Origin of the sequence: Pantoea sp. BJ2 (genome assembly GCF_040255075.1) — a bacterium.
Classification (GTDB): Bacteria; Pseudomonadota; Gammaproteobacteria; order Enterobacterales; family Enterobacteriaceae; genus Pantoea; species Pantoea leporis.
On the sequence record NZ_CP158292.1, the window covers coordinates 2,309,402 to 2,321,952 of the forward strand.

General features: G+C 54.0%; 12 protein-coding genes. 5 read left to right on the forward strand and 7 right to left on the reverse strand.

Annotation, left to right across the window (positions count from 1 at the left end):
• Nucleotides 1–129 precede the first annotated feature (129 nt).
• From prc to AAF463_RS10665, 3 genes are all read right to left on the reverse strand, one after another.
• The gene (gene prc / locus AAF463_RS10655) at nucleotides 130–2,169 is read right to left on the reverse strand and encodes a carboxy terminal-processing peptidase (RefSeq protein WP_110866293.1); all 2,040 of its coding nucleotides are present in this window, start codon (nucleotides 2,167–2,169) and stop codon (nucleotides 130–132) included.
• A 19-nt stretch (nucleotides 2,170–2,188) separates the two neighbouring features.
• On the reverse strand, nucleotides 2,189–2,869 hold the full coding sequence (gene proQ / locus AAF463_RS10660) for an RNA chaperone ProQ (RefSeq protein WP_110866294.1): 681 nt from the start codon (nucleotides 2,867–2,869) through the stop codon (nucleotides 2,189–2,191).
• Between the two features lie 96 nt (nucleotides 2,870–2,965).
• Nucleotides 2,966–3,466 carry a GAF domain-containing protein gene (locus AAF463_RS10665; RefSeq protein ID WP_101764180.1) on the reverse strand — a complete coding sequence of 167 codons (501 nt, stop codon included), beginning with the start codon at nucleotides 3,464–3,466 and terminating at the stop codon, nucleotides 2,966–2,968.
• A gap of 217 nt (nucleotides 3,467–3,683) precedes the next feature.
• Here AAF463_RS10665 and yebS point away from each other — a divergent pair, with 217 nt between their 5' ends.
• The 3 genes from yebS to rsmF all read left to right on the forward strand — a co-directional run bounded on the left by yebS (nucleotide 3,684) and on the right by rsmF (nucleotide 9,033).
• Nucleotides 3,684–4,928 carry a membrane integrity lipid transport subunit YebS gene (gene yebS / locus AAF463_RS10670; protein WP_137385925.1) on the forward strand — a complete coding sequence of 415 codons (1,245 nt, stop codon included), beginning with the start codon at nucleotides 3,684–3,686 and terminating at the stop codon, nucleotides 4,926–4,928.
• Complete coding sequence (locus tag AAF463_RS10675) at nucleotides 4,897–7,530, forward strand: PqiB family protein (RefSeq protein ID WP_110866296.1); 2,634 nt, start codon at nucleotides 4,897–4,899, stop codon at nucleotides 7,528–7,530. Before yebS ends, AAF463_RS10675 begins: the two co-directional genes overlap by 32 nt.
• Before the next feature lie 78 nt (nucleotides 7,531–7,608).
• On the forward strand, nucleotides 7,609–9,033 hold the full coding sequence (gene rsmF, locus AAF463_RS10680; protein WP_101764178.1) for a 16S rRNA (cytosine(1407)-C(5))-methyltransferase RsmF: 1,425 nt from the start codon (nucleotides 7,609–7,611) through the stop codon (nucleotides 9,031–9,033).
• A 3-nt stretch (nucleotides 9,034–9,036) separates the two neighbouring features.
• On the opposite strand, the gene AAF463_RS10685 is transcribed toward rsmF, so the two are convergent.
• On the reverse strand, nucleotides 9,037–9,684 hold the full coding sequence (locus AAF463_RS10685; protein WP_350260706.1) for a metallophosphoesterase: 648 nt from the start codon (nucleotides 9,682–9,684) through the stop codon (nucleotides 9,037–9,039).
• Nucleotides 9,685–9,939: 255 nt separating this feature from the next.
• Between AAF463_RS10685 and AAF463_RS10690 the strand changes: the two genes are divergently transcribed.
• The gene (locus AAF463_RS10690) at nucleotides 9,940–10,671 is read left to right on the forward strand and encodes a class I SAM-dependent methyltransferase (protein WP_350260707.1); all 732 of its coding nucleotides are present in this window, start codon (nucleotides 9,940–9,942) and stop codon (nucleotides 10,669–10,671) included.
• A 114-nt stretch (nucleotides 10,672–10,785) separates the two neighbouring features.
• The gene (locus tag AAF463_RS10695) at nucleotides 10,786–11,559 is read left to right on the forward strand and encodes a hypothetical protein (protein WP_101764175.1); all 774 of its coding nucleotides are present in this window, start codon (nucleotides 10,786–10,788) and stop codon (nucleotides 11,557–11,559) included.
• A 36-nt stretch (nucleotides 11,560–11,595) separates the two neighbouring features.
• On the opposite strand, the gene AAF463_RS10700 is transcribed toward AAF463_RS10695, so the two are convergent.
• From AAF463_RS10700 to AAF463_RS10710, 3 genes are all read right to left on the reverse strand, one after another.
• Nucleotides 11,596–11,763: a hypothetical protein gene (locus AAF463_RS10700; protein WP_167391209.1), complete on the reverse strand. Its 168-nt coding sequence runs from the start codon at nucleotides 11,761–11,763 to the stop codon at nucleotides 11,596–11,598.
• 120 nt (nucleotides 11,764–11,883) lie between these two features.
• The gene (locus AAF463_RS10705; RefSeq protein WP_350260708.1) at nucleotides 11,884–12,204 is read right to left on the reverse strand and encodes a hypothetical protein; all 321 of its coding nucleotides are present in this window, start codon (nucleotides 12,202–12,204) and stop codon (nucleotides 11,884–11,886) included.
• Nucleotides 12,205–12,406: 202 nt separating this feature from the next.
• Nucleotides 12,407–12,550, reverse strand: coding sequence for a cold-shock protein (locus AAF463_RS10710; RefSeq protein WP_101764610.1), 144 nt, complete (start codon nucleotides 12,548–12,550; stop codon nucleotides 12,407–12,409).
• Between the last annotated feature and the right edge of the window lies 1 nt (nucleotide 12,551).

Consider the following 12,551-nt stretch of genomic DNA (forward strand, 5'->3'; position numbering starts at 1 on the left):
AGTGCCTAAAAAGACATAACTTTACATTAGGCAGTGAAGTGCGCAACTCGCTGCATCAGCGGCGCTTAACAACGATTTTAGCGTAAAAAAAAGCACCGCCGAAGCGGTGCTATTTCACAAGCCAGACGGTTACTTCGCGCTTGCGGCAGCAGGCTGAGATTTCTCCAGCTGCGCCATATCGTTAGCGATTTTCACCGTTTCATCCAGATACGGATCCGGCTCTTTATAGTCTTTCGGCAGATCTTCGATGCTCTTCAGCGGCGCTTTACCTTCCGCCTGATAGCGCGCGTTAATGCGCTCCAGACGCAGTGCATCATCTTCACGGTTCTCTTTCTCACGTTGGGCAAGATTGAGCGACACGATATTACGCTTGTCTTTCATCGCATCGAAACGCGCAATATCTTTCATGATGTACTGGAACTCGCGATCTTTAGCGATGCGATCGGCGTGCTCTTTGGTCAGCTGCGGTACCAGCGGCGCGATATCGCCGGTTTTGGTGTAGCTTGCCGCATTCACACTGTCCCAAGGCAGCGCGTTGTCCTCGAACTTCTCGCCAGTTTCTGCCGCTTCAACGCCGGTTGGCATCAGCAGATCTGGCGTTACGCCTTTACGCTGCGTGCTGCCACCGTTAATGCGGTAGAACTTCTGAATGGTGTACTGTACAGAACCCAGCGCTGGCCACTCTGGACGCAGCATCTGATCGTAGATACGGTTCAGCGAACGATACTGCTGCACGGTGCCTTTACCAAAGGTCGGCTCACCGACAATCAGCGCACGGCCGTAATCCTGCATCGCCGCAGCGAAGATCTCAGAAGCCGAAGCACTGAAGCGATCAACCAGCACCACCAGCGGACCTTTGTAATAGACGATGCCGTCGTTATCGCTGTCTTCACGCACGCGGCCATTGTTATCACGCACCTGCACCACCGGACCGCTTGGAATAAACAGGCCCGAAAGTGAAACGGCTTCGGTCAAAGCGCCACCGCCGTTGGTACGCAGATCGATCACCACGCTGTCGACGTTTTGCTTCTGCAGCTTCTGCAGCTGCACCTTCACATCGTCAGTCAAACCAACGTAGAAGCCAGGAATGTCGAGAACGCCAACTTTCTGTTTGCCGACGTTATGCACGGTGCCTTTCACAGCGCGATCTTCCAGACGGATTTTTTCACGCGTCAGCGTGACGGTGCGGGTTTTAGTGCCCTTGCCCGCTGGCAGGATTTCGAGGCGTACTTTGCTGCCTTTCGGTCCTTTGATTTTAGAAACCACATCATCCAGACGCCAGCCAATCACATCTTCCATCGGTTTGCCCGGCTGAGCGACACCGACAATGCGGTCGCCCACGCTGATCGCTTTACTCTTCGCCGCCGGACCGCCTGCGACCATCGAGTTGATCACCGTGTAATCGTCATCCATCTGCAGCACTGCGCCGATACCTTCCAGCGACAGGCTCATTTCAGTGTTGAATTGCTCGGTGTTGCGCGGCGAAAGATAGTTAGTGTGCGGGTCGATTTCATGCGCGAACGCAGTCATCGCCAGCTGGAACACATCTTCACTGTTGCTTTGCGCCAGACGACGGATGGCAAAGTTGTAACGCTTGGTCAGCGTTTCGCGAATCTCTTTCTCATCTTTACCGGCCAGTTTCAGGCTCAGTTCGTCATATTTAACTTTGGCATCCCACAGCGCGTTGAGCTCATCGACGCTCTTTGGCCATGGCGATTTTGCCCGGTCAATGTCAATGGTGTCATTGCCGGTGAAATTCATTGGGCGATTCAGCACGCTCAGCGCATATTGATAGCGCTCAAAGCGGCGTTTCTGCGCCAGATTGTAGAGATCGTAAAACACATCCAGCTTACCGCTGCGGAACTCATCACCCACGGTGGTTTTCTTATCGGCGAACTGCGCGATATCCGATGCCAGCAACACGTTATGGCTGTAGTCGAGCAGATTCAGGTAGCGATCAAAAATTTTCGCGGAGAAGTCCTGATTCAAATCGAACTGACGATAGTGAGAGCGGGTGAAACGCGAAGTAACGCGTTCGCTGACGGTGGGATGCTGTGGCTCTTCGTGTAGCTGGGGAATCTGGTCGGCGCGGGTAATATTATCTGCACCAAAGGTGGGGCCTGCTAAAAGCAGGCCCGCGATCATACCGATCTTTAAAATGTTGTTCATGCCAGGGTCAGCCTCCGTTTCAGAACTGCAAATGTTCTGCGCGCACAATCATAGCCATGCCGGAAGCGAGCTGAACCCGAACGCCATCTTTAGTAATTTCAAGAATGGTAGCGTCCATTGCACCTTTGCCTGCAGTCACTTTGATGTTCTGGCCGGGCTGCAACGTTGAGGTATCAGTGACAGGTTTGGCCCGCGGTGGCTGCGGTGCGGCTGCACGCTCAGTCGCGGCCGCACGCGGCGCCTGAGGACGTGGCTTACGCGCTGCATCACCTTCGGCAGCTTTACGCGGAGCAGGCTTGCGCGGACGACGTTCAGCGGTCTCTTCACCGGCTTCACGCTTCTTCGCTTTCTGCTGATCGCGCTGCGCCTGAACGCGGGCTTTCGCTTCTTCCAGTTGCTTGCGCGCATGTTCTACGTGTTGCTCATCCAGCACGCCACAGGCGTTGCCATCGAGATCGACACGAATGGCACCCGCTTTGATGCCATAAAGATAACGCCAGCTAGAGGTATAAAGACGTAAGGCAGAACGCAGTTGCGTCTTGCTCAGGCTCAGTTCGCCTTGAACACGCTCGACCAGATCTTGAAAAATGCCGATTTTGAGCGGACGCGCCTCGCCTTCGGCGCTAAAGCATTGCGGAAAACGTTCCGCCAAAAAGGCGATGACTTCTTTACTGCTATTCAACTTAGGTTGATTTTCCATGAAATTTCCTGATTACAACGGATTTGCCGACCAGAGCAGGCATGAACAGGCGACATTATAATGACAACATCGCCAAATGCTATGTGATCCAGTCGATTAGCTGTGCGTCAGCTGAATAAATTTTACGATGTCGCTGCCCGCCAGCACTTCACAAAGCCCGTCGGTAAGGGCCATCAGCCCCGCTTCGTCCTCGCTATCGAAGCGAGAATAAACCGTACTATCAATGTCTAAAACACCCACGAGGGTGCCATTTACTTTCAGAGGAATCACGATTTCAGCATTACTGGCGGCGTCACACGCGATATGGCCAGGGAACGCGTGCACGTCTTCCACCAATTGCACTTTGTCCTCGGCTACCGCGGTTCCACACACGCCTTTGCCAACCGGAATACGTACGCAGGCGATTTTGCCCTGGAACGGGCCCAGCACCAGCGTGTTCGGTTCCGTCAGTAAATAGAATCCAGCCCAGTTCACGCCTTCCAGGCGTTCGAAAAGCAGTGCACTGCAATTGCCGAGCGCGGCCAGGAACGAGGTTTCACCCGCCAACAGAGCGCGGACATCGCGATTCAAATCCTCGTAAAAAGCTTTTTTGTTCATTGTTCAACCATAACTCGTCACTGGGGTGACCTTGTTGTCACTCAGTTGTTAAAATAAGCACTAATAATCCAGGCGCAGAAGGTGAATCATTCTGTTAGTTACTATACCCTTAGCAGTCGGTGGATAAGCGTATTCTGGTACCACCGAATATTGCAGGCAACTTTGCGCTACTCAGCATGCCGGTAACCGTAACGAACGATGGGCACTTGCGTCACCTATGAAAATTCACGCTATCAGCCAGACGTTGCCCCACGCACGTTATCAGCGTTGTCCGCAATGCGATACCCTTTTTTCCTTACCGGATGTGAAATCGCATCAGACAGCCTATTGCCCGCGCTGCCATGCACAAATTCAGAGCGGTCGTGACTGGTCGATGACGCGACTCACCGCCATGGCGGTGGTCATGATCGTGTTGATGCCGTTCGCCTTTAGCTTGCCGTTAGTTGATATTCGCCTGCTGGGCATGCGTATTAACGCTAGCCTGCTGGAGGGCGTAATCCAAATGACGCAGCAAGGCAACATCCTTACCGCTTCAATGGTGGCTTTTTGCACCATTGGCGCGCCGGTTACGCTGGTCATCGGCATTCTCTATCTGTGGGTGGGCAACGCGCTCGGAATGAACCTGCGCCCGGTCCTGCTGATGATGGACAAGCTCAAAGAGTGGGTGATGCTGGATATCTATCTGGTCGGCGTGGCGGTGGCATCGATCAAAGTGCAGGATTACGCCTCACTGGAAGTGGGCTACGGTTTAGTGGCCTATATTGCGCTGACGGTGCTGAGCCTGCTGACGCTGATCCACCTGAACGTCGAGCAACTGTGGGAACACTATTATCCGCAAGCGATGCCCACCTCCCCGCCTGAAGAGTGGCAAGTGTGCCTGAATTGCCATCAAACCGGTGTAGCCGATGAGCGTGGGCGCTGCACGCGTTGCCACACGCCGCTTGACTACCGCCGACGCCACAGTTTGCAGAAATCCTGGGCAGCGCTCATCGCCTCGATTGTGCTGCTGATCCCCGCCAATTTGCTGCCGATTTCGGTGGTCTACGTTAATGGCGCACGCCGTGAAGACACTATCTTCTCCGGCATTCTGGGACTGGCATCGGGCAATATACCGGTGGCCGCGGTGGTGTTTATCGCCAGCATTCTGGTGCCCTTTACCAAAGTGTTAGTGATGTTGACTCTGTTACTCAGCATTCACTTTAAATGCGAACAGGGCTTAAAAACCCGCATTCGCCTGCTGCGCGCCGTCACCTGGGTGGGCCGCTGGTCGATGCTGGATCTGTTCGTCATTGCTGTAACCATGTCGCTGGTCAATCGTGATCAGCTGCTGGCTTTCACCATGGGACCGGCCGCCTTCTATTTTGGTGCCGCCGTTGTCCTGACCATTATGGCTGTAGAGTGGCTTGATAGCCGCCTGATCTGGGATGCACATGCAACAGGAAACGCCGACTACACCGACTAGCGCTAATCTGCGCAACAAGCGCAAGATTTCGCCGTTCTGGTTATTGCCTATCATCGCCCTGCTGATTGCTGGCTGGCTGCTATGGACCAACTATCAGGAACGCGGTACGACGATCACCATTAACTTCCAGACTGCCGACGGGATTGTGCCAGGCCGTACGCCGATTCGTTATCAGGGCGTGGAAGTGGGTACGGTGCAAGGCATTGTGCTGAGTGATGACTATCGCAGCATCCAGATTAAAGCCAGCATCAAAAGCGACATGCGCGATGCACTGCGTGAAGACACTCAGTTCTGGCTGGTGACGCCGAAAGCGTCACTGGCGGGCGTCTCCGGGCTTGATGCACTGGTCGGCGGTAACTACATCGGCATGATGCCGGGTAAAGGTAAAGAGAGCGATCACTTCACCGCGCTCGATACCCAACCGAAGTATCGCGTTAATACCGGCGAACTGTTGATCCACCTGCGCGCGCCCGACCTCGGCTCGCTCAACACCGGTTCGCTGGTTTATTACCGTAAAATTCCGGTGGGTCGCGTTTACGATTACAGCCTCAACAACAGCACCGACGGCGTTACCATTGATGTGCTGATTGAGCGCCGCTTTATCAATCTGGTGAAAAAGCAGAGCCGCTTCTGGAATGTTTCCGGCGTTGATGCGGATGTCAGCCTGAGCGGTGCCAAAGTGAAGCTGGAAAGCCTGGCCGCGTTAGTGAATGGCGCGATTGCCTTCGATTCACCTAATGACGGCGAGCAAGCTCAGGTGGATGCCAACTACCAGCTCTATCCGGATTTGGCGCGCAGTCAGCGCGGCGTGCAAGTGAAACTGAACCTGCCGAGCGGCGATAACCTGAAAGCCGATAGCACGCCACTGATGTATCAGGGACTGGAAGTCGGCACCTTAACCAAACTCAACCTGCTGGATGGCGGCAAAGTCACCGGCGAGCTGACGGTTGATCCTTCAGTAACCGGTTTGATGCGCAGCGGGACGCGCATTGAAATGCGCACGCCGAAGATCAGCCTGACCGACACCAATCTCAGCAGCCTGTTAACCGGTAATACTTTTGAACTGGTGCCAGGCGAAGGCGAGCCGCAGGATCAGTTTACCGTGTTGCCAGCCAGCGAAACATTGCTGCAGAAACCTGACGTGCTGACGGTAAAACTCAGCGCGCCGGAAACCTACGGTATCGATGCCGGCCAGCCGGTGATGTTGTATGGCATGAAAATCGGTCAGGTGATTTCACGCACGCTGGATGAAAATGGCATCAGCTTTGTGGCGGCCATCAATCCGGAGCACCGTAATCTGGTACACGCTGACAGCAAGTTTGTGGTGAATAGCCGCCTCGATGTGAAGTTTGGACTTGACGGGATGAAAGTGCTGGGCGCCAGCGCGCGCGAGTGGGTAGATGGCGGCATTCGCCTGATTCCTGGCGCGAAAGGCAATCCTTCCAGTCGTTATCCTTTATATGCGGATGCGGAACGTGCCGAAGAAGGCATCGTGGGTGAACAGCCGCCAACCACGCTGAAACTTACCGCCAAAAGCTTGCCGGATGTACAGGCCGGTTCAGTGCTGCTGTACCGCAAATTCCAGGTCGGTGAAGTGGTGGATGTAGTGCCGCGCGCGGATGCGTTTGAAATCTCGATTCATATTCAGCCGCAGTATCGCAAGCTGCTGACCAGCGAGAGCGTGTTCTGGGCCGAAGGTGGCGCGAAAGTGCAGCTCAACGGCAGCGGTTTGACGGTGCAAGCGTCCCCGCTCAACCGCGCGCTCAAAGGCGCGATCAGTTTCGATAATCTCACCGGCGCGCAGGCGGCGAAAGGCGTGAAACGCGTGCTCTACTCGTCAGAAACCGCGGCGCGTGCAGTTGGCAGCCAGATCACATTGCACACCTTCGATGCCAGCAAACTGGCGGCGGGCATGCCGATTCGCTATCTCGGCATCAATATTGGTCAGGTTGAATCACTGGCGCTGAGTTCTGATAACAATCAGGTTGTTGCCAAAGCGGTGCTTTATCCGGAATACGTGCAGGACTTCGCGCGCATCGGCAGCCGCTTCTCGGTGGTGTCGCCGGAGATTTCTGCGGCGGGCGTTAACCATATCGAAACGCTGCTGCAGCCTTATCTCAACGTCGATCCGGGCAAAGGTTCGCCGGCGCGCACCTTTGAACTGCAGGAAAGCACCATCACCGATTCACGCTACCTGAACGGCTTGACGATATATGTCGATGCCGCTGACGCGGGATCGCTGTCGGTGGGCACGCCAGTGCTGTTCCGGGGCGTTGAAGTGGGCACCGTCACCGGAACGTCGCTGGGCAATATGGCGGATCGCGTGCAGATCGCGCTGCGTATCAGCAAAAAGTACCAGCATCTGGTGCGCAACAATTCGGTGTTCTGGCTGGCTTCCGGCTATAACTTCGATTTCGGTCTGATAGGCGGCGTGTTGAAAACCGGCACCTTCCAGCAGTTCATTCGCGGCGGCGTACAGTTTGCCACACCGCCGACGGTGCCATTAGCACCGCAGGCCGGCGCCAACAAACACTTCCTGCTACAGGATGAAGCGCCGAAAGCGTGGCGCGACTGGGGCACGGCGATTCCGGACCCTCATTAACCTTAAGCAAATCGGGCAGCCTGGCTGCCCGATTCTTTTTCGCGTGTTACACTTCGCGCTCATTTCGTTTCCCGGTAGATGCCCGTGTCCGATCGCTTTCCCGAAGATTTCCTCGCGCTGATGCGCGCCAGCCTTGCTGACGACGCCGAACTGCAGCGCTTTCTCGCCATTAGCCAGCAACCGCTGCGTCGCAGCTTACGCGTCAACACCTTAAAAATTAGCGTGGATGATTTCCTCGCCCGCACCGCCGACTATGGCTGGCGCTTATCGCCCATTCCGTGGTGCGCCGAAGGGTTTTGGATCGAGCGTGACGACGAATCGCTGCCGCTGGGTAGCGTGGCGGAGCATCTGAGCGGACTGTTTTACATTCAGGAAGCCAGCTCGATGCTGCCGGTTACCGCGCTGTTTGACGCCGCACCTGATGCGCGTCAGGTGATGGATGTGGCTGCTGCGCCCGGTTCTAAAACCACCCAGATGGCCGCGCTGATGCGCAATGAAGGCGCCATTCTGGCGAATGAATACTCGGCCAGCCGCGTCAAAGTACTGCACGCTAACATCAGCCGCTGTGGCGTCAGCAATGTTGCGCTGACCCATTTTGATGGCCGTGTGTTTGGCGCCGCACTGCCGGAGCGTTTCGATGCCATTCTGCTCGATGCGCCCTGCTCTGGCGAAGGCGTGGTGCGCAAAGATGCTGATGCGTTGCGTAACTGGACGCTGGCCAGCACCGAAGCGATTGCGGAAACCCAACGCGATCTGCTCGACAGCGCTTTCCATGCCTTACAGCCAGGCGGCACGCTGATTTACTCTACCTGCACACTGAATCAAATCGAGAATCAGCAGGTGATTCATTGGTTGCAGCAGCGTTATCCCGACGCGGTTGAAATCGTGCCGCTGAACGGTTTATTCGACGGAGCCGATCAGGCGTTAACCGCCGAAGGTTTCCTGCACGTATTCCCGCAGATTTTCGATAGTGAAGGTTTCTTCGTTGCGCGTCTGCGTAAAACCGCCAGCATTCCCGCGCTGCCAACGCCAACCTACAAAGTCGGCAAACTGCCCTTCTCTCCGGCCAGCCGCAAGCTGAGCGCCGAAGTGCAGCAGGCCGCGGCCAAAGTCGGCTTACAGTGGGATGACAACCACACGCTGTGGCAGCGCGATAAAGAGCTGTGGCTGTTCCCCGCGGCGCTGGAGGGTTGGCTGGGTAAAGTGCGCTTCTCGCGCATCGGCCTCAAGTTGGCCGAAACCTTCCCGAAAGGCTATCGCTGGCAGCATGAAGCGGTCGTGGCGTTGACGCAGCCGGGCAGCGCGCTGGATTTCGAACTCACCGATGCAGAAGCGGAAACCTGGTATCGCGGTCAGGATATTCATCCGGACACGTTGCCCAGCCGGGATGAGGTGATCGTCACTTACCAGCAGCAGCCGCTGGGATTGGCGAAGAAAGTGGGTAATCGGATTAAAAACAGTTATCCGCGTGAACTGGTGCGCGACGGACGTCTGTTCCGCTAAGCGTTACTGCAACTGCACCAGGGTGAGGCGATTGCCGAAGACCGCGCCGGTATCGATATAATGCTGATTCGCCACATTAAGCGGTTGTTCTAACGGCGTGTGGCCGAAGTAGAAATCACTGGCGCCATCGATGCGGGCTGAACTGCCGCGTTGATGGCGTCCCAGTCGATCGCGACTCCACACCACTTGCTGCCAGTCAACCTCTTTCCCTAACGCATAATGACTGGCGGGATAATCGGCGTGGGCAATCACCACCACGCGATCGCCGAAATCCAGATGCAGGATCAACGGTAACTCAGCACAGCGCTTCAACGCATGGCGCGCAGCAATCAACGCTGCGCCTTTGAGTTGCCAGAACCACTCGCCGCCGTTCATCATCCACAAGGTTTGGTCGCGCCCATCCAGCGCAGCGAGCGCCATCTGCTCATGATTGCCGCGCACGCAGAGAAACCAGGGCTCCTGCATCAGCGCTAAACAGCCGGGGCTGTCCGGGCCACGATCGATTAAATCGCCCACCGACAGCAGTAGATCATGCTGCTTATCGAAATCCCGCTTGAGCAGTTGCGCATCGAGTTGGGCGCGGCAACCGTGCAGATCGCCAACCACCCAAATATTTCGCCACATTTGCGCGTTCACCTTTTGGTAAAGCATGTAATCTTCCCCGGTTGACTGGAAGTTTAGTGAGCCCGGCTTAAAGTATAGTCCGGCAACGTTAGCCAGCGGAGGGAACAGCATGAGCGGACGGAAGCAATTTATTGGTGTATTAATCGTTATTTTCATCGGTAGCTTGCTGCTGCTGGAATCACTCGCTCGTCTGGTACATCTGTTATTTGTGGGATAATTACGCGACTTTACATTCCGCGCTAAACGCCTAAACTCCTTTGCGCATCATATAAAGGAGCCTGTATGAGCCAGAATATTTACGACAACCCCACTTTTTTTGCCGGTTACGCCACTTTGCCACGTTCCGTTAAGGGATTAGACGGCGCGCCAGAATGGCCCGCACTGCGTGCGCTACTACCCGACCTGCATGATAAACGTATTCTCGATCTCGGCTGCGGCTACGGCTGGTTTTGCCGCTACGCGCAGCAGCAAGGCGCGCGCGAGGTGCTGGGTCTGGACGTTTCCGAGAAGATGTTAGCGCAAGCCGCGACCATGACGCAGGGAACCGGGATTCACTATCAGCGCGCCGATTTAGAATCGCTACAGCTCAGCGAATCCTTTGATCTCGCCTATAGCTCGCTGGCGCTGCACTACCTCAGCAATATTGACGCACTCTTCGCAACCGTGTTTGAGGCGCTAACGCCGGGCGGCGCGCTGGTGTTTTCCTGTGAACATCCGATTTACACCGCACCTACTCAACAACAGTGGATTGTGGATGAACAGCAGCAGCGCAGCTGGCCAGTTAATCATTACCAGCAGGAAGGGGAACGCATCAGCAACTGGTTTGCCGATGGCGTGAAGAAGCAACATCGCAAGCTGGCAACCTGGATCAATGCGTTAATTGGCGCAGGATTTGAGATCGTGCATCTTGATGAATGGGGCCCGAGCGAAGAGATGGTTGCACTCAATCCTGCGCTGGCGGAAGAACGCGATCGCCCGATGATGTTCTTGCTGGCCGCGCGTAAACCGCTCTGAATATTCTCGTGGCGGCAGGATGCTGCCACATCGTTATTCCATCTATCGCCATTCTTAATTATCAGACAAATTGGTCGCCTGTCTTGGGCGAATTCCTTCTCTGAGCCGCTGACCGTGACTGATTGCATTTTTAATTTTCGCCCTCATCTCGATATACACTATCGCTATAAACCGGCTTCAGTAGACAATCAGCATTTATTGATTGTGATGTCAGGGTTTAACCTTCCTGATCCCACCATCTACGATTTCACCCTTTTGGAGCATACTCAATCGGCGGTGTTGTGGATCAAGGATGATTTCAACGGCTTGCCCGCTTACTATCTGTGCAACAATATGAATTTTGAAATTGAGCATGGGGTAAGCCAGCTTATTCGCTCGGTAATTGAGCTGACAACACCCTCAAACGTTTCCATAGTTGGCGCCTCAAAAGGTGGCAGCGCGGCGCTCTATTTCGGTGTTAGGCATAATATTAAAAATATCATTACTGCCGTACCACAGTTTTATCTCGGGGATTATGCAGCCACAATGTGGCCGAATGTGGGTGACGCAATGATGGGATCGACAACCCCCGCAGCCATCTCGCTATTAAATAAGCTTTTGCCGAACGCTATTCGACGCGATCGCCAAACGGACAAGAATATTTACCTATTTACTGCTCTCGCTGATTATCAGCGTGAACAGGAGATTCTGCCTCACCTGGAGTTGCTTGAAAAATATCAAAACTTCAATTTGATCGAATCAGCATCGCCTTGCATCACTCATCATAATGAAGTCACGCGATATAATCTTAATCTCATCCTTGCTCTGATTTATCAGTTAGAACAGGAGATTATCCCACGCTGGGGGCACATCCGTAATGGTAGTCGCTGGGACACTGTACAGAAATGATCCCAGCAAATATTGCTCGTTACAGCGTTCAATGCTTTAGCGAGTAATTAAAAATATCGCCACTAAGAAGAAGGCTAATAAACCCGCGAAAGTCATTGTTCCAATACGCGGCGTTTTTGCCCGCCCAACGACCACACCAATAAAGATACAAAGCAGAGTTAACGTGCCAATCATTACCCAAAGAAGATATTGTGTGTTTGCCATGAAGGATCCTTATTAACCGGCAATAAAACAGATGCGCCAACTTTATACCATTTTTCATGCATGCTGGCTGCAGCTATTTGACCGCAAAATTGTCGGGGTAGATGCTCAGAAGGCTAATTATTAAGTTGCACCGTGCGCGCAACGCACTGATTGCAGTTTCTGCAACTGCTCCAGGCGCGCCTTCACTTTGCTGTTAGCGCTGGCCTTTGCAAGGCCGTTACCGATACCAAAATCCCCGACGAATCCCAATACCGTTAGCGCATCAAACTCGCCGGTTTTATCAATCTGCTGCTGAACGCTTTGGCTTTTAGCGATCTCCTGATTCAGTGCTGCACAGTCATAGGTTTGCGCTTCGGCATCACTCGCTTTGGCGGACTGCGGATACTGTTTCAGTGCGCAACCACTCAGCAGCAAGGCGATCAGGATAACGGGCTTGTGCATCTCGCAAGATTCTCTCTATGACGGTAATTTATTTCGAAATAAGAGAAAAAGTAGCATGTGGGTAAGATGGTAAACGTGGGAATAAGTGAAGATATGCGGGGGTATTTAAAATAAAAAAGCACTGCCTGAGCATTGCTAATGATTCTGATATCAGGCAATTGCCTGATAAGCCCAGATAATTATCTGGGCAGAATATCCGCTATTAAGCAGTTTTCAACACAATCATTGATGATTTGCAGAAAATACATTTAGCGCCATGTGGGTTCATTTTCGTAATATCGAACGCGGAGGTACGATATTGTGAACTCTGGCAATGCGGACATCTTAAACGATTATAAATGCGAATA

What these genes read in the sequence shown, in the direction of transcription:
- prc (WP_110866293.1), bottom strand. Translation starts at nt 2,169, where the DNA reads ATGAACAACATTTTAAAGATCGGTATGATCGCGGGCCTGCTTTTAGCA.
- AAF463_RS10705 (WP_350260708.1), bottom strand. Translation starts at nt 12,204, where the DNA reads ATGCACAAGCCCGTTATCCTGATCGCCTTGCTGCTGAGTGGTTGCGCA.
- proQ (WP_110866294.1), bottom strand. Translation starts at nt 2,869, where the DNA reads ATGGAAAATCAACCTAAGTTGAATAGCAGTAAAGAAGTCATCGCCTTT.
- AAF463_RS10665 (WP_101764180.1), bottom strand. Translation starts at nt 3,466, where the DNA reads ATGAACAAAAAAGCTTTTTACGAGGATTTGAATCGCGATGTCCGCGCT.
- AAF463_RS10685 (WP_350260706.1), bottom strand. Translation starts at nt 9,684, where the DNA reads ATGCTTTACCAAAAGGTGAACGCGCAAATGTGGCGAAATATTTGGGTG.
- AAF463_RS10700 (WP_167391209.1), bottom strand. Translation starts at nt 11,763, where the DNA reads ATGGCAAACACACAATATCTTCTTTGGGTAATGATTGGCACGTTAACT.
- yebS (WP_137385925.1), top strand. Translation starts at nt 3,684, where the DNA reads ATGAAAATTCACGCTATCAGCCAGACGTTGCCCCACGCACGTTATCAG.
- AAF463_RS10690 (WP_350260707.1), top strand. Translation starts at nt 9,940, where the DNA reads ATGAGCCAGAATATTTACGACAACCCCACTTTTTTTGCCGGTTACGCC.
- rsmF (WP_101764178.1), top strand. Translation starts at nt 7,609, where the DNA reads ATGCCCGTGTCCGATCGCTTTCCCGAAGATTTCCTCGCGCTGATGCGC.
- AAF463_RS10675 (WP_110866296.1), top strand. Translation starts at nt 4,897, where the DNA reads ATGCAACAGGAAACGCCGACTACACCGACTAGCGCTAATCTGCGCAAC.